Annotated in this window: 12 protein-coding genes; 3 read left to right on the top strand and 9 right to left on the bottom strand. The window is 73.9% G+C overall.

The features are described 5' to 3' along the window. Nucleotides 1-64 precede the first annotated feature (64 nt). Nucleotides 65-505, bottom strand: coding sequence for a nuclear transport factor 2 family protein (locus tag ACIRU3_RS37375; RefSeq protein WP_404066350.1), 441 nt, complete (start codon nt 503-505; stop codon nt 65-67). 150 nt (nt 506-655) lie between these two features. Here ACIRU3_RS37375 and ACIRU3_RS37370 point away from each other — a divergent pair, with 150 nt between their 5' ends. The 3 genes from ACIRU3_RS37370 to ACIRU3_RS37360 all read left to right on the top strand — a co-directional run bounded on the left by ACIRU3_RS37370 (nt 656) and on the right by ACIRU3_RS37360 (nt 3,486). Then, nucleotides 656-1,228 (top strand): TetR/AcrR family transcriptional regulator, encoded by a 573-nt coding sequence (locus ACIRU3_RS37370; protein WP_404066347.1) that lies wholly within the window; start codon nt 656-658, stop codon nt 1,226-1,228. A 400-nt stretch (nt 1,229-1,628) separates the two neighbouring features. Then, nucleotides 1,629-1,832: a cold-shock protein gene (locus tag ACIRU3_RS37365; RefSeq protein WP_126388790.1), complete on the top strand. Its 204-nt coding sequence runs from the start codon at nt 1,629-1,631 to the stop codon at nt 1,830-1,832. A 172-nt stretch (nt 1,833-2,004) separates the two neighbouring features. Further along, the gene (locus tag ACIRU3_RS37360) at nt 2,005-3,486 is read left to right on the top strand and encodes a DEAD/DEAH box helicase (RefSeq protein ID WP_404066344.1); all 1,482 of its coding nucleotides are present in this window, start codon (nt 2,005-2,007) and stop codon (nt 3,484-3,486) included. Between the two features lie 187 nt (nt 3,487-3,673). Here the strand turns inward: ACIRU3_RS37360 and ACIRU3_RS37355 are convergent, their stop codons facing one another. From ACIRU3_RS37355 to ACIRU3_RS37320, 8 genes are all read right to left on the bottom strand, one after another. After that, complete coding sequence (locus ACIRU3_RS37355; RefSeq protein ID WP_145880104.1) at nt 3,674-3,889, bottom strand: DUF4177 domain-containing protein; 216 nt, start codon at nt 3,887-3,889, stop codon at nt 3,674-3,676. Between the two features lie 224 nt (nt 3,890-4,113). After that, nucleotides 4,114-5,301 (bottom strand): cytochrome P450, encoded by a 1,188-nt coding sequence (locus ACIRU3_RS37350; RefSeq protein ID WP_404066342.1) that lies wholly within the window; start codon nt 5,299-5,301, stop codon nt 4,114-4,116. A 58-nt stretch (nt 5,302-5,359) separates the two neighbouring features. Beyond that, a complete protein-coding gene (locus ACIRU3_RS37345) occupies nt 5,360-8,728 on the bottom strand; it encodes a CHAT domain-containing protein (RefSeq protein WP_404066339.1) in 3,369 nt (1,122 codons plus the stop codon). Between the two features lie 252 nt (nt 8,729-8,980). Continuing rightward, nucleotides 8,981-10,705: a hypothetical protein gene (locus ACIRU3_RS37340; RefSeq protein WP_404066337.1), complete on the bottom strand. Its 1,725-nt coding sequence runs from the start codon at nt 10,703-10,705 to the stop codon at nt 8,981-8,983. Further along, nucleotides 10,702-14,532 carry a DUF5682 family protein gene (locus ACIRU3_RS37335; RefSeq protein ID WP_404066334.1) on the bottom strand — a complete coding sequence of 1,277 codons (3,831 nt, stop codon included), beginning with the start codon at nt 14,530-14,532 and terminating at the stop codon, nt 10,702-10,704. The genes ACIRU3_RS37340 and ACIRU3_RS37335 overlap by 4 nt, the downstream gene beginning before the upstream one ends. Nucleotides 14,533-14,537: 5 nt before the next feature. Continuing rightward, nucleotides 14,538-15,707 (bottom strand): AAA family ATPase, encoded by a 1,170-nt coding sequence (locus ACIRU3_RS37330; RefSeq protein ID WP_404066332.1) that lies wholly within the window; start codon nt 15,705-15,707, stop codon nt 14,538-14,540. Nucleotides 15,708-15,756: 49 nt separating this feature from the next. Further along, the gene (locus ACIRU3_RS37325; RefSeq protein ID WP_404066330.1) at nt 15,757-20,745 is read right to left on the bottom strand and encodes a hypothetical protein; all 4,989 of its coding nucleotides are present in this window, start codon (nt 20,743-20,745) and stop codon (nt 15,757-15,759) included. Continuing rightward, nucleotides 20,742-21,596, bottom strand: a complete 855-nt coding sequence (locus tag ACIRU3_RS37320) for a DUF4132 domain-containing protein (protein WP_404066327.1) — start codon at nt 21,594-21,596, stop codon at nt 20,742-20,744. The genes ACIRU3_RS37325 and ACIRU3_RS37320 overlap by 4 nt, the downstream gene beginning before the upstream one ends. Between the last annotated feature and the right edge of the window lie 63 nt (nt 21,597-21,659).

The following is a 21,659-nucleotide window of genomic DNA, read 5'->3' as shown; positions in this document are numbered from 1 at the left end:
CGTCGTGACAAGGGCCGGGTGCTGGACCGACGAGCCACGGTGTCGGTCCGGCCCTGGGCTCGCGCTACTTGCCGTCGAGTGCCGCCACCAGCTGCGGCAGGTCGCCGCCGGCCACGATGAGGGCCAGGTGATCGTGGAAATCCCTGCTGCTCACGATCAGGCCGTCGCGGACCCGCAGCACCTGGATGTTGGCGACCTCGAAGTTCCGCTCGGTCACCCGGTGGCGCACCTCGTAGGTCCATTCGGCGACGACCACCTCCGGGTCGTCGGTCTCCCGGATCACCACATTCGTCGAGGTCAGCTCCACGGGCGAATGCGCGGAGACCTGCGCGAACCGCTCCTTGAGCACGGCCCGCCCCTCGAACCGGCGCGGCCCGACCGGCTCGAAGACCGTCTCCACCACGGCGTCCTCGGCGTAAAGCTCGGCCAGCTGCGAGAACCGCCCTGCGGTGATGCCCTCGAGCAGCTTCTGGAAGACCTCGCGCGGTGACAGCGTTTCGGACATGATCAACCCCCAGCCGGATCCGTCGCTAGAATCGGACCAGCGACTCCGGTTTCAGACCATACGGACTGACGACTCCGGTTTCAAGCGATTCGGACTGGCGACTCCGGTTGCCCGGTGTGGCTCCGTCGTCGGCGGGGAAGGGTGGGAGGGATGAGCGGCGCTCAGGAACGCCCGCTGCGGGCGGACGCGGCCCGTAACCGGGCGAGGCTGTTGGACGTCGCCACGGAGGTGTTCACCACCCGCGGCGTCGGCGTGCCGACCGAGGAGATCGCACGGGCCGCCGGGGTCGGGGTCGGCACGCTCTTCCGGCACTTCCCGACCAAGGAGGCGCTGCTGGAAGCGGTGATGGTGCGCAGGCTGGAGGCGATCGCCGCCCGGACCACGCGGTTGGCCGCCGAGTCCGAGCCCGCCGAAGCCTTCTTCGCCTGCTTCCGCCTGGTGATCGACCGGTCCGCGGGCAAGAACGAGTTCGCCCAGGCGCTCGCCGCTGCCGGGGTGGACGCACACGCGGCCCTGCAGGAGTCCAGCAGGGTGATCCAGGCGCAGCTGGCCGAGCTGCTGGCCGGGGCGCAACGGGCCGGGGCCGTCCGCTCGGAGCTGGGCCTGCCGGAGCTGATCGCCCTGCTGGTGGGCACCAGTGCGACGATGGAGCATCTCGGTGCCGACCCGGCGGCCCGTCAGCGGATCTTCGAGGTGATCTTCGACGGGCTGCGCCCGCGCTGAACCGGCGGCGTGCCTGCATCCCCCGGGCTTCGGGCTTGCAGGGCAGGTGTGCAGCAACGACGTGCGGCCGCTGCTGCCGCTCGTCCAGGAGTGCCCACGCTGCTCTTCGCGACCTCGCGGCCGTCAGGCGCCGAGGCCGTCTTTCGCGGAAGCGACTCGAGACGATCCGAGCCGAGCGGTGCGACCGACTGTATTCATGGGTGAAAGAAGCGCGGATGCGCGTACCGTGCTAAAATGAGCGGTAGTTGCAGTTGTGGTTCCCGAAACTTCAAATGCCTTGGCGACCGTATGTCGTCGGGCATTTTCGTATCTCCGGTGCTTATCCGGGCGGGGTTCATTGTGGCAACGCAGGGGTCCACGCGGTGTGGGCCCATGGGCACTGCCCTCAAGGAGATGTGACATGGCTACTGGTACCGTCAAGTGGTTCAACGCGGAAAAGGGCTTCGGCTTCATCGAGCAGGACGGCGGCGGCCCGGACGTCTTCGCCCACTACTCGAACATCGCCGCCCAGGGCTTCCGTGAGCTTCAGGAAGGTCAGAAGGTGAACTTCGACATCACGCAGGGCCAGAAGGGTCCGCAGGCGGAGAACATCACTCCCGCCTGACGTCGAAGCGTATGAGACAGCTGGGGCCTCGCCGCAAGGCGGGGCCCCAGCTTACTGCTTTTTTGTATTCCGATAGAATTTCTTTAGTTCACATTCGGCTCGTTCTTGCAATTCATCCGGCTCATTCCTGTCGGGAATTCCTCGATGCGTGCCCCGCCGAGGAAGGTTCTCCATGAGCCGTTCAGCTCGCACGAATGACCGTTTCCGTCCGCAGGGTCAGGGCCGTCCCGGCGTCGGTCCCGGCGGCACCGGGCGCCGTCCCGCACCCCAAGGAGAGTTCGCGCTGCCGGCCACCGTCACGCCGGCCCTCCCCGCGGCTGCGACCTTCGGTGAACTGCAGATGCCCGTCGAGTTGCTGCAGATGCTCACCAGCCTCGGCCTGAACGAGCCCTTCCCGATCCAGGCCGCCACCTTGCCGAACTCCCTCGCAGGACGCGACGTCCTGGGCCGCGGGCGCACCGGATCGGGCAAGACGCTCGCCTTCGGTCTGGCGCTTCTCGTGCGCACGGCGGGGCAGCGCGCCGAGGCGCGGAAGCCGCTGGCCCTGATCCTCGTCCCCACGCGCGAACTGGCCCAGCAGGTCACCGATGTGCTCGCACCGTACGCCCGGTTGCTGAAGCTGCGGCTGGCCACGGTGGTCGGTGGCATGTCGATCGGCAGGCAGGCCGGGGCACTGCGTGCCGGGGCCGAGGTGGTCGTCGCGACTCCCGGCCGCCTCGCGGATCTGGTCGAGCGCAAGGACTGCCGCCTGGACCGAGTGAAGATCACCGTCCTGGACGAAGCCGACCAGATGGCGGACATGGGCTTCATGCCGCAGGTCACCCAACTGCTGGACCAGGTACGTCCCGACGGCCAGCGCATGCTGTTCTCGGCCACGCTGGACCGCAACATCGATCTTCTGGTCCGTCGTTACCTCCATGACCCGGTGGTCCATTCGGTCGACCCCTCGGCGGGCACGGTCACCACGATGGAGCATCACGTGCTGCAGGTGCACGGCGCCGACAAGTTCGCCACCGCCACCGAGATCGCTGCCCGTGACGGGCGCGTGATCATGTTCCTCGACACCAAGCACGCCGTCGACCGGTTCACCCATCACCTGCTGAGCAGCGGCGTGAAGGCCGCGGCGCTGCACGGCGGCAAATCGCAGCCCCAGCGCACCCGCACCCTGGCACAGTTCAAGGCCGGCGACGTCACGGCGCTGGTGGCCACCAACGTCGCGGCTCGTGGCATCCACATCGACGACCTCGATCTCGTCGTCAACGTCGACCCGCCCGGCGACCACAAGGACTACCTGCACCGCGGCGGCCGTACGGCCCGCGCGGGCGAGTCCGGCAGTGTCGTCACGCTGGTCCTCCCCGAGCAGCGCCGGGAGATGGCCCGTCTCCTGTCCGACGCGGGCATCAGTCCGCAGATCACGCAGGTCCGCTCCGGCGAGGCCGAGCTGAGCCGCATCACCGGCGCCCAGGCTCCCTCCGGTGTGCCTGTCGGGGGCAGCGGGCCGGTCGCGGAGCGTCCGAAGCGCGGCGGTGCCCCTTTCCGCGGTATGGGAACCCGCCCGGGGCGGGCCGCGGGCGGTGGCGAGTCTCGCCGGTCTGCTGAGGCCCGCCAGATCGCCGAGGCCCGCAAGGCCGCCCGGGTCCGTCGTGGCGCATAGCCCGGCAACGCTGCCCTCCTACAGCCGCGAGCCCTGACCCTCACGTCGGCGGCCGTACCACGTAGCCGATGGCCCGGCCTCCGACGCCCTTGCGGAGGCCGGCCTCCGCTCGTTCTCATCCGGTGGACTCGGAGAAGTGCAAGCGTGTCCACGCCTCCACGGAAGTCCGCCTTCAGGACCGCGGCCGTCAGCGGCGCGGACGCTCCAGAGTGATCAGCAGGCCCTCGACCGCACCGGGCCCTATACGGCCCTTGACGTCGGCGGACGTGATCGCCTTGAGAGCCCAGCCGTCCTCGGCATGCTTGTTCAGAACCTTCTCCAGCTTGTCACTGTCCAGCGCGTCTCCGATCAGTGACTCGCGGAAGGTGACGACCTTGTATTCGAGTGCGTAGGGGTTGCTCATGGCTGAGGCCTCTCCGTGGATGGACTGGCTGACGGAACCGGGGACAGCCAATCACCGTTCCACGCGGCCCGACACGGCGGGGTGGGGGCATGCCATCGGGAGGCGGTGGCGGGCAGGGCCATGACGCGGTGGGCAGTGCAGGTGGATTACGTGATGGCGGGGCGCCTGCGCACCTCGGGCGCGAGCCCTGCGGCGTACGGCCCGGGGCCGGAACCGGTGTCGCGTCAGCGCTGCGCCGGCACGTCCCAGCGGACGCGCAGAGCCTGGGGCTTGCGGAAGACCAGGCCGCGGGGCGCGGAGGGGGAGGCAGGGTCGAGCCGCAGCCCGGGAAGGCGGTCGAGGAGCGCGAGGAGGCAGGCACGGGTCTCCAGACGGGCGAGGTGGGCGCCCAGACAGAAGTGCGGGCCGCGCGCGAAGGCCAGCTGGAGGCGGGAGTTGCTCCGTCGCAGGTCGAAACTGTCGGGGTCCCGGAAGGTCTCGGGGTCGCGGTTGGCGCCGGCGAGCGAGACGACCACCAGATCACCGCGCCGCACGTCGGCCCCGCCGATCGTCACGTCGGCGGTGGCGTAGCGGTCCACGACCGCCGCGGCGGGCTCCAGGCGCAGCGATTCCTCGATCGCCGCGTCGACCAGGTCCCGATCGGCACGCACGAGGGCGAGTTGACCAGGGTGTGCCAGCAGGTGCCGTACGGCATTGGCGATCATGCCCTCGGTGGTCTCGATACCGCCGAACATCAGCACGGCCGCGTTGGCGACCACCTCCGGCAGCTTCAGGCGCTTGCTCTCGGCTGCCGCGACCAGCAGCGACGCGTCGCCTCCCGCCGCGACCGTCGCCTCGACGCTTCCTCGCAACTGGTCGAACGCCGCCGCCCCGGCCGGGTTCGCCGACAGCCCTGCGGTGATGTCGGAGACCGCGCTCACGATGGCGTCGTACCAGGACAGCACCGCCTCGGCGTCCGCGTCGACCAAGCCCAGCGACTCGGCGACGACGGCGACCGCCAGGGGCCCGGCCACCTCCCGGCGCAGTTCGGCACTGCCACGCGGCCGGATGCCTTCCACGAGCCGGGCGGCTTCCTGTTCCACGAACCCGGTGAACCGGTCGTGCACGTCCTGCGTGCGGAACGGGTCGGTGAAGGGCGCACGGTGCCGCTTGTGCTCGGCTCCCTCCAGGGAGAGCATGCTCGGACCGACCACCCGGGCGGTGGAGAAGCGGGGGTCGTCCACCGTGAAGGCCGCCGCGTCGCGCATCACGCGCAGTGCGAGATCACGCCGGGTCACCAGCCAGCCGTCCAGCACGGGGACCCATGAAACCGGTTCGTGGGCGCGCAGCAGGGCCAGCCGGGGGTGCGGGTCGTCCTCCAGCTCCGTGAGCGTGGTCGCGGAGCCGAGCGGAAACCGGCGCGCTGTCACCATGGGAGCTGCCCCCTTTTCCAGGTCCTGGTACTTCCGGCCTCCCCGGAGTCCACCAGACTCATGCGGCCCCGGCCTCGGATACGGTCTGCGCCGACTTTGCCGTCCTCCGGCCCGTCCCGGGGTGCCCCTGGTGGATGAACGCGGCCCAGACCGGCAGGCGTTCGAGTCCGGGGCGCCGCATCTCGCGCAGCAGCTCGCCGCTGAGCGAACCCGGGTTCGTACGGTCCGGGTCGAGCATCCACATCTGCGCGGACCTGAGCGCGTCCGCCGGCCCTTGCCCCTCGACGGCCAGGTAGTGGTGGAACACCGCCATCATCAGTGCCGAGGCACCGTCCTGGGCGGTCCACCGCGATCCCACCACGTTGCGTGCTCCACCCGAGACGAAGGCGGTCGTCAGCGTCAGCGCCTCGTCGTGGTCACGGGTGCTGAGGTCGGTCTCGCAGGCACTCAGGACCACCAACGAGGCCGGCCCGGCAGGCGCTTCGACCCACGGCCGGTCGAGGAGCCGGGTCACGGTCAGCATGCCCAGGTCCGGCACGGCCCCGGGACCGCCCTCCTCGGCCGGCAGCAGGTCGGTACCGTCCGGGAAGGCGAGATGCAGCGCGGACACCGTGGGGCGTACGCCCGCGGAACCGTGCGAGGCCACATGCAGCAGTGAGGGGGACCCGGCGAGGAGTGTGAGGACCTCGTCGGGTGTGCCGGTCGCCGCCGGTTCCACCGGCGGTTCGTAGAACTCGCCGTACAGCCGTGCCCGCGGGTAGAAGGTCTCGTGGAGCGCCGTGGCCTCCCGCTCGGCGTGCGTCAGCTCCTGCCGGGGATCGGCGATCAGGACCGGGGCGGCGGCCGGGTCGCTCCGGGCGCGCTTCACCGTCTGCAGCAACTGGCCACCGGACGCCGCGTAGCTGATGACGAGGCTCTGGCAGACGTAGTCGTGGGGCGCCGCGGCGGGCAGGCGTGCCGCGTGCCAGGGGACGACCCCCAGCCGCCCGCACGGCACCAGGACGATCCTGAGCGGGCCCGGACGGCGGTCGCGGAGCGCACCGCCTTCGAGCCGCTGTTCGATGCCCTGGAGAACCGGCTCGAGCCCGGCGCGGTACGCCCAGTCGCACAGCTCCGACAGCGCCTCCTCCCACGCTTGTTCGGCGGCGGGATCGCCGAGCTGCCGGGAGCGTGCGGCGGCCGCGTCGAGGTAGCGCTCAAGTGGTGCGCTTGCGGTCTGCGACAGAAGAGGCAGGCCACCCACCCCGACGCTGTGGTCCGGGCCCACGACGAGCCCCACGCCCTGCGCGTCGCCCGCGCCGGGAAGCAGGTAGACGAGCGCGTCCGCTCCGGCCTCGGCGAGGCCGTCCGCCAACTCGTGCGCCGTGGGCGTGGTGAAAAGCCTCTGCTGCCGGTGGCCGAGCGCCTCCAGGGCTCGGCGGCGCAGGGCGCTCGGCAGTTCCCCCGGCGGCCCTTCGGTGCCGGCATCCTGCGTGCCGGAGGCCCGCCATGCCGCGGCGAGCTTCTCATGCCCGTGTGCTTCGAGCAGCTCCGGTACGGCCCGTGAGGTGGATGCCGCGTGCAGCACCAGGCCGCGGCCCAGTTCCAGTGCGGCCAGCGCTTCCTCGACGCGGCCCTGCGAGGCGGCCCAGACGGCGGTCTGTATGCCGCGTTCGGCGCCGGAGCGCGCCGTCAGCAGGCCGTGTTCGGCGCCGCGCTGGAGAATGACGTCGCCTGCCAGTACGTGCAGGGCCTCCAGGGCGGTGTCCGTGGCGGCAGCCTGAGCCGTCGCGTCGTCCGTGTGGTGCCAGCGGGAACGGTAGGACACGGCCAGCTGCCACAGGGCATCGGCGGCGAACCAGGGTTGCCGGCCCTGCCGTATCTCGTCGCGGGTCCGCTCCAGTTCATCGATGAGCAGGTCGAGATGCGCCGTGTCGTGGGTGAGGCGCCACTTGAGGGCCAGGGACATCCTGGAGAGCCACTGCTGCCCCTTCGGCGCGTCAGGAGGCGCGGGGGTGTGGTTCCGGAGCAGTGTCGCGTCGTTGGTGACGCTTGCGCGCAGGACGTCGGTGCCGAGGCCGCCCTGGTCGAGCCATTTCCTGAGGAACGGGGGCAACGAGTCCGCCGCCGCGGTGATCTGGTCGAGACAGTCGGCGGCGAGGAGCATCATGTCGCCGTCGTTCGTCAGCAGGGCGAGTGTGATGGAGGACTGGGCGAGACCGCCCATGACGATGAAGCGGGACTTGTGGTCCCGTGGGGTCTCCGCTTCGAGTGCGACGAGTTCGGCGTGGATGGCACGCGCCGCTTCGACGTCTTCCGACTCCTGGGCGGCGCGGAGCCGGAGGATGAGGGGGTACACCCGCAGGAGGACCGCGAATTCGCGGTCCAGCGGATTCGTCGGGTCCGGCGTCAACAGGCCGGTCCGGTCGCCCAGTGTCTCCGTGATCGTACGGCCGAGCGTCTGGTCGTGGAGGTTGCCGCCGGCCGTCTGCCCCATCTGGAGCAGGGTGGCGATGAGCATCTCAAGCTGGGGTCCCAGCTCATGGCCGGACGGCATCTGCCCGTACGCGTCACGAAGTCGGCCCATCGCCCGGTTGAGGGCCTCCGGATCGCCGCTCTGGAGCGCTTCGAATGCATCGAACAGTGAGGGGACGACGGCGTTCATGGCGATGAAGGGCTCGGTGCCGCCGGGTGCCGGACCGGGAGCCGTGGGGGCTTCCGTGCGCGCGGCGGGTTCCGGCTCCGCCGGCGGCCCGGAAATGCCTGACAGCAAGTCCGTCACCTGCCGCAGTTCGTCCTCGAAGGGGAATGCACCGGACATCGCGTCCATGAACGGGCGCAGGGAGCGGACGGGCGATTCGGGCCCGGCCAGCTGCGTGAGAACGCTGCTCGTCCGCCGCAACTGCTCGTGCTGCTCCGGCGGCAGTGGCAGCTCCTCGACCTCGTCCAGCAGCTCCCGTATCTCGACCACGGCGTCAGCCATGCCCGCGGGCCCCAGCTCGGTGTGCCAGTCGAGCAGGCCGGACATGGAGGGCGGCTGATCGCTGCGAACCTCCGGCCGCGGCAACGGCAGCACGAGGGACAGCAGCGACAGCGCGGCCCACCGTCTGTCGTCCGCGTCCGTCGCCGCCCCCGTCGCCGTCGCCGGGTCCCGGGCCTCCCGCAGCAGCAGCCGGGCCCGCTCCCGGTCCGCCGGTACGCCTCCCTTGGCGAGGTGACGCATGGCCAGGACGGAACCGAGCTGGACCGCCACCGTGGCCCGCAGTTCCGCGTCCTGCTCCAGCAGACGCATCAGCTCTTCGAGTTCGGCGATCGAGCCGTCGTACAGGTCAGGATCGGCCGTGGGGGAGCCCGGAGGGTACAGCCGCAGCGCCCGCTTCGTGGCGGCCATCACCCAGGCGCGCAGCGCCCGGACGCCTCCGCTCTCCTCGATCTCCGCGTCGGTCACACGTCCCCCTCAGCCTGCCGGGCTTCCCTCACGTTCCCATGGACGGTCGACAACCATGATGGCCTCCCCACGGAGCTTCGCGAGGGAATCCGTCAGCGCTGCCCCGCATCCGGACGAAGAGCGACCAGTTCGCAACCGGCACGGGCTCCGAGCCGTGGCACTCGACGGTCAGCGCGCCCCGCCGCGTGTCGCCCGTACGTGATGGGCGCGCGTCCCGGGGTGACGGCGCGGCGGCCACATGCCCCGGCCGTCTCAGGCTCCCCAGGCCGCGGCGCACAGCGCGCGGTCGATCTCGTCGGTGTAGCGGGCCGCGGCCAGCCAGGCCCGGGCGAACCGGTCGGTGTCCGCCGGGAGCAGCCGGCCGAAGACATCCCGTGCGCGCTCCGCCGCGGCCGCGTGGAGTTCGTGCAGCAGATCACCCGCCGTCCCCAGGCCGTGGCCGCTCAGCCGCCGCACGTCGGCGGACGCGCTGCCGGGGAAGGACAGCACGAGCCGGCCGCCCGAGACCGCCTGGTGCACCCGGCGCCGCAGCAGGTGCAGCGGGGCCTCGTCGGGCGTGGGCGCGGTGGCCGGCGGAGCCGGGGAGACAGGCAGGTCGGCGTGCTGCAGCCGGTCCAGGCCGGCATCGACCCGGGTGCCGGGGACGGTGGGGTGCTCGGTTGCCAGCAGCAGTGCCCGAGGGTGCGGGGCAGGGGCGAGCCGGGCCACGACGCGGAGCCGGCTGCCCGGGGCGGCGGCCAGCAGGCGGAGGTTGTCACGGTGGGGGAGCGCCGGGTGGTCGTGTGCGGCGCTCAGCCGCAGCGGTATGCCCGCGCAGTCGGCGAGCAGGCAGTCGCCCGCCGCCTCCCGGACCGTGCCCGTGAGGGTGACGTCCAGGAAGAGCAGATCGTGGCCACCGCTCAGGGCACGGGCCACCTGTTCGGCCACCGGCTCCGCCCAGAGCCGGTCCAGGGGCTCCTCGCGCCAGTCGACACCGGACGCGCGGACCGCCCGTACCCCCGAGCCCGCGCCCAGCCGGCCCGTCGGCGAGACCGTCGCCCCCGACACCGCGAGCCCTGCCCGGGACAGCTCCCGGTGCGTCAGAGCCGTGTCACCGACGCGTACGGCCCGGTCGGCCGCGCCCACCGCCCGCCCGGCGCCGCCCGGTGCCACGTCCGGCACCTGGTACAGGCGGCCCTCGGCGTCGGCGGTCCAGGTCACGGCGCCCGCGTACCCGCTCGCCGTGAGCACCGGCTCGGAGAAGAGGCCGTACAGCCGCAGTGAGCCGTCCGGCTGGTACGGCTGCCGTACGGTGCCGCGCAGCTCGGTCAGTTCCGGGCCCTCGGCGTGCGGGATGCGGTGGGCCGCCGACAGGGCGTCGCGGAGCGCGCCGACGAGGTCGGCGAGGCGGTACGCGGGGTCGGCGGAGCGGGCGGCGCGCAACGCGGTGACCACGGAGACGGCCGTGGCGGCGGCCCTGGGGAGACCCGCGAGCCGTGCCGTGTGCGCGGCGCGCAACAGCTCCGCCTGGAGCACCGCCCCGGCACCGTCCGTACCGGCCTCGAGCACGGCGGCCGCCGCGGCGTGGACGGCACGGGCGGCGGTGCACTGCCCGGGACTGGCCCGCTCGGGTTCCGCCGAGTCCACCGGCTCGTCCGAACCGGCCGCCGGTTCACCGGAGTCGGCTTGCGCGACCGGTTCCGCCACCGCTTCCGCGATCGGTGCCGCCGAGGCCGCCGCGGCGCGGTGCAGGCAGTCCGGTGCCAGCAGACAGCCGCAGCGGATGGCGTCCGCGCTGGTCACCGTACCGCCGGGGGCGTGGAGTTCGACGTCGGTGGCCTCGTCGACGGCGATGCGCACGGTGTCGCCGTCGCGGACGGCCGGGCGGTCGGCCAGTTTGGCGATGCCCGAGTCGAGCCGCTTGCGCAGCCGCGGCGAGAGCGCCGCGACGAGTTCGGCGGTCACGGACGGGACGACCGGAGGCAGATCCGGGGTCATGCGATCTTCTCCCCTACCCAGCGGGCGAGTTCGAGCGGACTGAGGGCGGCCACCGGCATGCCCGCCGCGACCAACTGGCCCGCGACGCCGGTCGCGTACCGGGGACGGCCGGAGTCGTCCAGGCTCGCGCACCCGAGGACATGACAGCCGGCTCCGACCAGGGCTCGGACCTCGGCCAGCAGTCCGCCGAGGGGGTAGCCCTCCTCGAAGTCGCTGACGACCACGACGAGCGTCCGTGAGGGCACGGTGACCAGTTCGCGCGCGTGCCGCAGCCCGGCCGCGATGTGGGTGCCGCCGCCCACGCTGACCTCCAGCAGCAGCGACAGGGGGTCCTCGACATGGTCGGTCAGGTCGATGACCTCGGTGGAGAAGGCCAGGAAGTGCGTGGACAGCGTGGGCACCCCGGCCAGTACCGACGCCGTGATCGCCGCCCAGACCGTGGACGCCTCCATGGACCCCGACACGTCGGTGACCAGGACCAGCCGCCAGTCGGCGGCCTTTCGGGCCCGGGTGCGGAAGACGGGACGCTCGGGGATGACCTGGACCCTGCCGTCCGGAGTGCGGCGCGCGGTCGCCAGGTTGGCCCGCAGGGTGCGGGGCAGGTCGAGACCGCCGCCCGGACGGCGGCTGGGGCGCGGCAGCGCGGTGCCGTGCAGCGCCGGTCGCAGTCGCGTGGCCAGCTGCCGGGTCAGCGCGTCGACCAGGCGCCGGACCAGCGGGCGCAGGGCGGCCAGCCGGGCCTCGGGCAGCCCGCCCGCGTGGCGGAGCACCGAGCGCAGCAGATCGACCGAGGGCCGTACGGTGTCCGGGTCGAGTTCCGTGAACACGTCAGGCCGGCCCGTCTCGGCGGCCGCCGCGAGCACCTCCTCCCGGATGCCCGGCCCGAAGAGCGCCGCCAGCTCCTCGGACCATTCCCGCACCCCGGGATACGGCGCCTCCCGGCTGCCGCGCCCCGTACCGGTGAGGTCGCCCCGGCTGCCCTCCCCGCGTCCGCTGCCGTACAGCTCGTCGAGCGCGGTCGCCAACGGACGGGCGGAGGAGGGCAGTCGGTCGTGGCGGCGGCCCAGCACGAGGCGCCAGCGGTCGGCCGGTGCGAGCAGGTGGCCCGCGCCGGAGGCGGGTTCGGCCGGTCCGCCGACCGCGGCCGGGGCCGCCTCAGGCCGCCGGGGCGGCGGCAGGAGCCCCCAGGCGCCGAGGGCTTCGCGAGCCGCGAGGTCGGCGCGGGTCCAGGCGGCCAGGGCGACGGGGTCGACGGCGCCGGTGTCGGCCAGGTGGCGCTCGTCCAGGCGCTCCTCGACGGTGGACAGAAGCCGGTCCCGGGCGGCCGGGCTGAGCGTGTCGAAGCCGCCCCGCAGTGCGGGCAGCCGGTCCAGGAAGTCCCGGTCGGACAGCTCCGACACCCTCCCGAGCAGCGGCTCCAGCGCGGGGGCCGCCGACTCCAGCAACTGGCCCGCCGCGGTCAGCAGTCCCGTGAGCCGTGCGGTCAGCGCGGACCGGGTCTCGGTGTCGCAGGCTCCGTCCACCCAGGACGCCACCCGGTCACCGAAACCATGCGCGTCCTCGTGCCCGAGCAGCACGCGTACGGCTCCGGCGGCGCCGCGCATCAGCGCGGAACCGCCGGCGGCCAGCCGGGCCAGCGCATCGGTGAGCCGGATGCCGCCCGACAGGTCTGCCCGATGGGCGAGTTCCAGCAGGGCGTGGGCGTCGGCGGGGTCCTCGGAGCCCGTGAGGCCGTCGACCTGGCGCACGGCGGCGGCGGTGAGCAGCTCGGCCACGCCGGCCGCCCGCGCCGTACGGTCCTCCTCGGCCGGCAGCCCCGCGATGTGACCGGCACGCAGCCGGTCCGACAGGGCGAGTCCTGCGAGGAGTTCGGGCAGTGTGCCGGAGTTCGGCAGCACGTCGGCCGTGTCGTCGAGCCGTTCGTCCGTGAGACCCGGCAGTCCGCACTCCGCCGCCTGCTCCAGGCCGTGCAGGGCCTGCGCCGCGGTGGGCCCGCCCTCGTCCCGCTCCGCGCGCCGCCGTTCCCGCAGCAGGCCCTCGGCGGCCTGGGCCGGAGTGACTCCGCGGACGCCCGCCGCGGTCAGCATGGCCGCCGTGGCGGGCGTCCAGCGCACCTCCCAGCGGGACGTCAGCGCCTCGGCACCGCCCGCGCCGGTGACCTCCTTGGGCTCCGCGTACGGCACCGCGCACACCGTCAGGCGGCGCAGCAGGAGTGCGCGGCGGCGGTCAAGGTCGGAGCGGAGCGGGTCGAGGCGGAGATCGCGGGCGCTGCCGGGGCCGGAGTCCGCAGGGCCGGGAAGGCCCAGCGCGGCCAGCTCCGCCTCGACCGCGGGAGCGAGCCCGCTGCGCGGCGCGTCCGGCGCCGGGCGGCCGGCGCGCGTGCCGACGAGCACCTGCTCCATCGCCCGGGCGACGGCACGTCCACGCCCGTACGGCTCGCCCTGCGCGAGTACCGTCTGCACGGCCTCCACCAACTCGCCCCGGCCCGCCGCGGGCAGTCCCCGCAGCCGGGCCAGGTCACCGGCCAGCCGCACGATCTCGCGTGCGTCGGCGGGCCCGGAGGGGTGCCCCAGCGCCCGCAGTTCTGCGCAGACCCGTACGGCAGTCCCGGTCAGCGCCTCCTCCAGCGCCGTCGGGTCACCGGCGGCCTCGAGCACGCGGTGCTGCCATTCGGGGTCGCGGATGCCGGCGGGGTAGCCGGAGCGCTCGTCGAGGAGGGCGTAGGTGTAGGGGATGAGGGAGCTCGTCCACGCGGGGGCCGCAGTGCCGGGCCGGTCGGACTCGGTTCCGTCGGCCGACGCCGGCGAGGCGGGCCGGTCGTGCTCGCCGTCGGCCGGTGCCAGCAGGGCCGGCGCGTGGAAGGCGCCCACCACCACGGCGGCACGCCGGCCCCGTGCGGTGGCCGCGGCCAGACACGACCGCATCCACCGCTCCCGCCGCAGATCCAGCTCCGGCACCCCGCCCGAGGCCGCCGCATCCTCGCGCAGCGCCCACCCCGTGAGCAGCGCGGCCCGCCGCAGGGCCTCCGGCGACGAACCGGGGGCGGTGGCCTCGACCAGCCGGTCCCAGAGGTCGTCACCGGGGCGGCCGGTGAGGCGGGAGCGCAGCGCGGTGGCGAGACCGGCGACAGCGGAACTGCCTTCTGCCGTGGCTGTGGAGCCGCCTGCGTTCGGTACGGAGAGGTGGCTCGAACAGGTAGGGGCGGAACCGTGCGCCGGGGTGGCCGGGCTGCTGCTCCTGGCGTCCGGCGCGGAGAGACGGCTTGCACCAGTACCGGGGGAACCGCCCGCGCTGGGGGAACCCACCGCAGCCGTTGCCGAGTTGCTGTCCGCCCCCGGTGCGGAGACACGGCTTGCACCGGTGCCGCCGGAACCGCCACCCGCCCCGCCCGCGCTCCTGCCCGCCGCCGGCACAGAGCGGCACCCCGGCCCGGTGCCGGGTGCGCCCGCCGGTGTCTCCCCGCTCCACGCCCGGTCCGCGAGCGGCAGGTCGCAGGCGACGACCGGTACGCCGTGCCGTGCCGCCCAGCGCACCGCCACCAGTTCCGGTGAGAAGTCCGCGAAGGGATAGAACGCGGGTCCGCCGCTTCCGTCGCCGGGTGCGGCGGCGAGGGCGACCGGTGCTTCGGTTTCCTCGTGGGCGAGCCACGGCAGCCAGTCCTGCAGTTCCGCGGGGAGTTCGACGAGCAGGACGTCCGGCTTGGCGGCGTCCAGCAGGGCCGGCACGGCGGCGGCCAGGGACGGCGCGTGGTGCCGTACACCGATGAGGTAGGGCGCCGCCGGGCCGGTGAGGGCCAGGGCGGCCGCCTCGGGGGAAGCGTGGTGCACGGCCGTCAGCCCTCCAGGACCGTGCGCAGGTCCCACAGGGTCCGCCAGGTGGCGGAGCCCTGTTCGGCGCGGCGCCGGACCGGACCGTCCCAGTAGCCGCGCAGCCGCGCCGCGTCGGCCGGGTCGTCCTTGCGCACGACTCCGAGGAGGTGGCCCGGGAGCAGGTCGAGGACGTCGCGGTCACCGGGGAAGTACGCCGCGGCCAGGCCCAGCGCACCGGCGACGGACACGGCCTCCGCGGTGCTCATCACCGTGGACGGCCGCTCCACCTCCCAGCCCTCCGCCGACCGCCCCTCGCGCAGGTCCCGGAATGCGGTGACCAGGGCCTCCAGTACGGCGTCGTCGACGTGGAAGGGGGTCCCGGCGCGCTCCACCGACGCCCTGGCCCGGCTGCGGACCAGCGCCGTCTCGGCGTCGAGGTCCGGAATGGGGCCCACGGTCTCGAAGTTGAAGCGGCGCTTGAGCGCGGCGGACATCTCCGAGACGCCCTTGTCCCGCAGGTTGGCGGTGGCGATGAGATTGAACCCGGGCGCCGCATGCGCCAGCGCGTCCTCGCTGCCCGCGAGTTCGGGCACGGCGATGCGCCGCTCCGACAGCAGCGACACCAGCGAGTCCTGTACCTCGGGCAGGCAGCGGGTGACCTCCTCGACCCGGGCGATCGCGCCCCGGGACATCGCGGTGAGCACCGGGGACGGCACCAGTGCCTGCCGGCTGGGCCCCTGGGCCAGCAGCAGGGCGTAGTTCCAGCCGTACTTGAGCTGGTCCTCGGTCGTCCCCGCCGTACCCTGCACCACCAGACCGCTGGTCCCGCAGACCGCCGCCGACAGCAGCTCGGACAGCATGGACTTGGCGGTGCCGGGCTCGCCGACGAGCAGCAGACCCCGCTCACCGGCGAGCGTGACGACACAGCGCTCCACGAGCGCCCGGTCGCCGACGAACTTGCCCTCCACCACCAGGCGCCGCGGCACCCCCTCCGGCACCTCGGCGTCCTCGGCCGGCTGCAGTGCCTGCCCGCCGCTGCCCATGACGAACGTGACGACGGCCCGGGGCGTGAGCCGCCAGGCGGGCGGGCGCGGCCCGGTGTCGTACGCGGCGAGGAAGGCCAGTTCGGTGGCGTACCGCTCCTCCTGCGGGACGATCTGACGGGTCGCGTCGGGGACGAGGACGGTGGTCATCGGCAGGTGCCCTTCAAGGTGGTGCGAGTGGTGGTCGGTGCGGAGGGGATCATCGACGGCGCCCCTTGCGGGTCGCGCGTGTGGTCAGCTCCTCGTACGCCGGGGCGTCCCCCGAGCGCACCCGGTCCCAGGCGCGGGCGAACAGTTCCGGCACCGGCAGCAGGGGCAGGGCACGGCGCTGGTCGAGGACCGGATACAGGCCCTCCTTCCAGATCTCCACCGGCAGCGCGGGCGACTTCAGGTCGCGCCAGCCGCAGGGCAGGAACAGGCTCCGTCCGGCGCGCGGCCGCTTGGCCTCCACGACCAGGTCCGTCGCGGCCAGCTCCGCCCGGGCCTTCTTCGTACGGGCGGGCTTCCAGCCCGTCCAGCGCGCGCAGTTGCGGTCCGTCGGATCGGGCAGCGCCAGCACCATGAGGTACAGCGCGGCCGCGTCCTCGCCCAGGCCGTGCGCCGCGGCCGCCTCGGCGACGAGCGCGGGTGCGGTGACGGTCGGGTCCTGGGCGTACCCCGAGCCGCCCTCGGTGCCGACGCCGGCCCCGACCGCACGGGCCAGCTCCCCGCCGAGGACCGTGCGGAGCATGCGCAGACCCTGGCCGCGCGCGCCGCCGACCAGGCCTTCGATCAGCCCGAGCACGGTGTCGTCGGGGCCGCCGAGCGCGGCCGGCCGGAGCAGGACGGTCTCCGTGTCCTGGTACCAGGGGCGCAGGACGATCGCCTCGCCGACCCGGGTCAGGCCGTGCGCGTCGGCACCCCCGGTCGCGGGGAGGCCGTAGGCCTTGCGCAGTTCGACGGCGGTGGAGCCGCCCTTCTCCGTCCACTCGACGTCCAGGTCGAGCAGCAGCTCCGGATCGCTCATCCGGCGGCGCAGGGCGGCGAGCCCCTCGGGCAGGGCGGCGCGCAGGGGGTGCCCGTACGGCAGGACGTAGGCCAGCGCGGCCAGGGCGTTCACGGCGGACGTCAGGTCGTATCTGCCCGGCACCGCCGAGGGGTCCGCCCAGGCGAGGACGCCGTCCTTGTCGGGCCGCATGACCGTGGTGCGGGCGAGCCACGGGGTGCGGGACGGGTTCAGCACTGCCTCGGCGTAGCCGGCGCCGATGCCCGCGAGGTCGGCGCTGAGGTCCTCGGGCACGCGGACGAAGGAGCCGAGCCGCTCGGCCCACACCCGGCCTGCGGCCTGGATGTCCGGTCCGGAGGTCCACAGGTCGGCGGGGTCCGCGGGCAGCAGCGCGCCCATGAGGGCCGTCCGCTCCTCGGAGTCCAGGGCGTTCACCCGGGCGCTCGCGAACTCGCTCTGCCGGGGCTTGAGTCCGAGCACGGCCAGTCCCTCGGCGCCGGGCGACTGCGGCAGGCCGCCCAGCAGCACGGTGGCCTGGAGCGGACCCAGCCCGCCGCCGGTCGCCGCCACCAGCGCCGCGGGCGCCTCGGCCCGCCAGGGCGCCGCGCCCTTGTCGCGGATCAGCCGGGTGACGGTGGCGAGGTCCTCGGCGGAGATCGCCGGGGCATGCCGGACCTCGCTCTCCAGCACGAAGTGGGCGGTCGCGCCGAACGCACCGGACGGGTCGTGGTCCAGGGCCAGCCAGCGCACGCGGTCCCGCTCGCTGTCGATGCTCTGGCAGCCGAGGATCACCACCGTACGGCCGTCGCGGCGGAGCACCTGGCCGGCTCGTTGCTGCTTGTCGTGCGGCTCGTACAGCACGATCTCGCGCAGGCCGGCGCCGGCCGCGGCGAGCGGTCCTTCGACGACCGCGTCCAACAGCAGGAGCAGCGGCTCCCGCGCGGTGTCGGACAGGGCGGGCGAGGCGGCCCGGTGGGCGAGCGCCCGCAGCACGCCGAGGACCGGCGGCCACACCATGCCGATCCCGGGGACGGTGCGCTCGTCGCTGAGCCAGCCGCCGCCGAGGGCGGCGAGTTGATTCCGGTCGGGCAGCGGCTTGCCTTCGGCGGGCTTGCCGGACAGTACGTGGTTCACCGCCCGGATCTGGCGCAGCACGCTCCACCGCTCCCCGTACCACCAGCCGTGCGGGCCGACGATCCCGGACAGCGCGTCGTGCAGGGTGCGGTCGTCGCCGTGCCGGGGCCGGTAGTCGGCGAACATCTCCTCGGTCCCGCCGGGCCCGTGCGGCCGTTCCCGGGGAGGAGCCGCGAAGGCGGTGGCCGACTCGGTGAGGCACAGCGCCACCCGGACCAGGGAGGCGATGCCCATGAGCAGCCGGCCGTCGGTGCAGCCGGGCAGGGCGAGGACGACGGCCCCGAGGGCGACCTGGTCCGCGGACGGTACGGCGGCCTTGGCGGCCTCGTCCGAGCCGGCGTCGGCCAGCGCCTGCCGCCGTCCGTCCAGCGCCAGCGCGGTGACTCGCAGTACCTCGGCGGCCTGCTCGTCGGTCAGGGCGCGCAGTACGGCCGAGCCCTGTTCGTCGCGGGGCCGCAGCGCGTGCCAGAAGGCGAGCGGCGGCACCAGTCGTGTTCCGGCAACGAACTCGTTGCCCCTCTCGCCGGGCGTCACCCGGCCCAGCTCGCCGCCCCGGGAGGTGTCGTCGGGGGCGAACAGGACGACCTGGCGGATCATCTCCGTGACGATCGGCTCGGCGCCCCCGGGCAGCCGCAACGCCCCGACCGGGACCGCGCCCGCCCGTCCGCGGTACGCGGTCACGGACACGGTGCGCCCGTCCGGCGTCCCGGCTACGCAGCGGGCCTCGTCCCCCTTGCCCTCAAGACGGACCCAGCGCCCCAGCACCGTGCCGTCGGTGCCGAACGGGCTGTTCTCGAGCCCCGGTTGCAGCGGCAGCACCTCGCAGGAATCGGCCAGCAGGGACGCCTCCTCGCGGACGCCGGACCGCAGCAGCGCGGGCAGCGAGGCGCGGCCGTGCGTGCCGGTGGCCGGGTCGTACTCCAGCCACACCGTCTCCCGGCCCTGCCTGCCCTGACGCCACAGCGTGCTGCTGTCGCCGATCACGGCACGACTCGGCGGCAGAACCGTGTCCCCGGCGTGCAGCGTACGGCCGCCGGTGGCGCGGCCGCCCCCGGGCAGCGGAATCGACGGGGCGCCGGCCTCGTTCCCGGACCAGTAGGAGGGAAGCTGCTCGCCGCCCAGTTCGAAGACCTCGGCGGGACGGGCCGACCAGTAGCCGTGCTGCGTGGCGCCCTGCCGCCACATCACCAGCAACTCGCCGTCCACGTAGCGGAACCGCGGGCGCTGCCAGCGGTCCAGCTCCTGGGGCAGGCGCAGGTCGTGTTCGAGGAGCACCTTGTCGGGGCCGACCACGACCGCCTTGTGCCGGCGCACCAGGATCAGCGCGGGCCAGGCCTCGTGGACGGTCAGAGTGTCGTCCTCGTCCTTCCGGGTCTGAGCGTCGAGCAGTTCCAGCGCCTCGTCGAGGGCGGGCCAGCCCAGCTCGTCCAGGATTCCGGCGCGCAGGGTGCGGCCGAGCAGCGGCGCCACCTCGTGTCCGGAGACCCGGGCGACGGCATCCGGTGCGGCCTCGGCGGCGATGACCCGGTAGGGACGCAGCCGGTCGACTGCGGCACGCGCGGCGGGCAGGCCCACCGCTCGCGTGTAGTCGCCGGCGCGCTCGTCCAGCCATTCGCGCAGCACACCGGAGAGCACCGGGTGGCCGGCCACCTGCTTCAGCAGCCCGGCGGCCTGCGCGTCCTTGCCGACCGTGCCGACGGCCCGGTGCAGCAGGGCCCGGAAGCGCGGGTCGGCCGCAACGGCCGCCAGGTCCCGGCTGCCGGTCCGGGTGTCCTTCAGCCAGTCGGTGAGCGGCAGGTACACGTTCACGTCGGGGCCGGGCACCCTGAGCGGGATGCCCTCGGCCACGCACAGGTCCAGCAGGTCGAGGTCGGCGCCGGCATGCCAGCGGCCGGTGAACAGGTCGACGGGCCGCCCGGCGGCGCGCAGCCCCGGAGCCATCCGCGCGACCAGTGCCAGCGTGGCCGGTGAGCGGCGCGACCAGGATCCGCCGTGCTTGCGGAAAGAGGCCCAGCGGCTCAGCCAGTCGGCGGGATCGACGTCGTGCTCCGTGGCCGCCGCCTCGCCGGTCAGCTGACGCTCGGCCCCGCACTCGGCGAGCAGCGTCAGCCAGAACTCGTCGTCCGCGACCTCCCGGCCGAGACCGGCCGGCATGATCTCCAGCAGACGGGCCCGGACGGCCGGCTGCCGTTGTGCGAGGACCGGCAGCACCGCGCGGTAGGAGTTCCAGAAGGAGGCCGGTGCCCGGACTGCGGCGGGGGAGGCGATCAGGTCGGCGACCAGGGCGCACTCCTCGGTGTCCCGGTCCAGACGAGCCGCCTTGATCAGCCCGCGCGCGTCCTGCGGCAGTGAGGCGTACGGCGGCATGCCGGCCGCGCAGCGCTCCACCGTCAGCTGCCGGAACTGCGCCCATGCGGCGGCCGGGTCGAGGCGCCGGGCGAGGTCCTTCACGTGCTCCTTGAGGGCCTTGACGGTCAGGGCCCCGGCGAAGGCGAACTCCAGGAACACCGCCCGCTGCCGCTCCTCGTCCACGGTGAGCGCGTGCACCCGCTCGGCCTCGCGGGCCTTGCCGAAGAAGGCGGCCGCGTACGTGGTGTTCTCGTGCTGCAGGAAGACGCGTGCCGCCTGCTCGTAGAAGGTCGGCAGGAAGTGCGGCACGGCCCGGCCGAGCCGCTCGCCGAGCGCTTCGAAGCCCTCCTTGGCGGTGCCCGGACGGGACTTGGCCTGCCGGGCGAGCCGCTCGACGTCCTTGACCAGGGCGAGCGCATGGTGCCCGTTGGCCGGGTCGTTCACCAGCGCCCACGCCGGGAAGCCCAGGGTCTCCTTGCGGACCTGCCCGACCTCGGGCGCCTCCGGCTCGCGGGCGAGGCCCAGGAACTCCAGCGCCAGGTCCTCGGCCGCGCCGAGGGTGCCCGGCACCAGGCGGACCACCTGCCGGCCGTCCAGCGCGGGGTGTGTGTAGGTGCGGACGGTGAGGCTGTCGGCGTCCTCGCGGGCGGTGCTGCCCGGGGCCAGCACCGCGCCGGCGTCCAGCAGCGCGGCCGCGGTGGTCTCGTCGTACGTGCTCATGCCGCCTGCTCCTCGTCCTGGATGTCCCGCCCGGCGTACAGCGCGGCCGCCATGCGCATGCCTTCCGACCAGGCGACCGGCCCCACCTGACGGAGCTTCAGCACGCGCCCCGCGGGATCGGTCCACACCAGCGGGCCGGTCTCGGTCTCCTCCCAGCCGTCGTAGTCGCCGACCCAGACGCGGGCCTCCACGCCGCGGCCGTCCTCCAGGACGGAGCACACGGCGTGTCCGCCGCGCACGCGGTAGCCGAGCTGGGCCGCCCTGCCGTGCAGGAAGCGCAGTTCCTTGTACGAGCCGCCCGCGTACTCCTCCACCTGGGTGCCCTCGGCGTCGAGGGCGGCCGGGCGGTGCCAGACCTCGCGGAAGAGCTGTTGGGCGCGCTGCTCGACGCCCAGCTCGACGGCGAACTCCCGCAGTTCCTCCAGGTCGTCCAGGAGGACCGGGTGCGGGATGCGGACGAGGCCGGGCGTGATACGGACGGTGTCGCCGTCCAGATCGACCAGACCCAGGCCGCGCTCGGGGTCGGCGTCCCGGAGGAATCCGGCGACCCGGCCGTCGTCGCCGGTGACGACGAGGTCGCGCAGGGCCGCCTGCCAGGCGGGGTCCGGCCACACCCGGGTGACGACGGCGAGCGGTACCGGCAGCGAGCGGACCATCCACCGCTCCACATCGGCCAGGCACTGCCGCTCGTGCCGCTCCAGCCACTCGGCGAGCTGCCTCAGGCCCACGACCGCCGGATCGTCGCCGAGCTTGGCGGGCACGGACTTCAGCCGCCGCCCGGCCGCGTTGCGGCACACCACTTTTGCGCCGTCGAGGGCGACCTCGTAGTCCCCCGCCGCAACCCACCCCATACATGCCTCCCCGCATGCGCAGTGATCAAGTGACGGGAACTCTAGGGGAGGCCACTGACAACG

Origin of the sequence: Streptomyces sp. NPDC101151, from assembly GCF_044768335.1 — a bacterium.
Lineage (GTDB): Bacteria > Actinomycetota > Actinomycetes > Streptomycetales > Streptomycetaceae > Streptomyces.
The sequence above is the reverse complement of the archived record's forward strand: the minus strand, read 5'-3'. Positions and strand labels throughout refer to the sequence as shown.

Coding starts and splice junctions, on each gene's coding strand:
- ACIRU3_RS37355 (WP_145880104.1), bottom strand. CDS start 3,889: ATGAGCAACCCCTACGCACTCGAATACAAGGTCGTCACCTTCCGCGAG.
- ACIRU3_RS37325 (WP_404066330.1), bottom strand. CDS start 20,745: ATGAGCACGTACGACGAGACCACCGCGGCCGCGCTGCTGGACGCCGGC.
- ACIRU3_RS37330 (WP_404066332.1), bottom strand. CDS start 15,707: ATGACCACCGTCCTCGTCCCCGACGCGACCCGTCAGATCGTCCCGCAG.
- ACIRU3_RS37350 (WP_404066342.1), bottom strand. CDS start 5,301: ATGGTGACAGCGCGCCGGTTTCCGCTCGGCTCCGCGACCACGCTCACG.
- ACIRU3_RS37365 (WP_126388790.1), top strand. CDS start 1,629: ATGGCTACTGGTACCGTCAAGTGGTTCAACGCGGAAAAGGGCTTCGGC.
- ACIRU3_RS37340 (WP_404066337.1), bottom strand. CDS start 10,705: ATGACCCCGGATCTGCCTCCGGTCGTCCCGTCCGTGACCGCCGAACTC.
- ACIRU3_RS37375 (WP_404066350.1), bottom strand. CDS start 505: ATGTCCGAAACGCTGTCACCGCGCGAGGTCTTCCAGAAGCTGCTCGAG.
- ACIRU3_RS37320 (WP_404066327.1), bottom strand. CDS start 21,596: ATGGGGTGGGTTGCGGCGGGGGACTACGAGGTCGCCCTCGACGGCGCA.
- ACIRU3_RS37370 (WP_404066347.1), top strand. CDS start 656: ATGAGCGGCGCTCAGGAACGCCCGCTGCGGGCGGACGCGGCCCGTAAC.
- ACIRU3_RS37360 (WP_404066344.1), top strand. CDS start 2,005: ATGAGCCGTTCAGCTCGCACGAATGACCGTTTCCGTCCGCAGGGTCAG.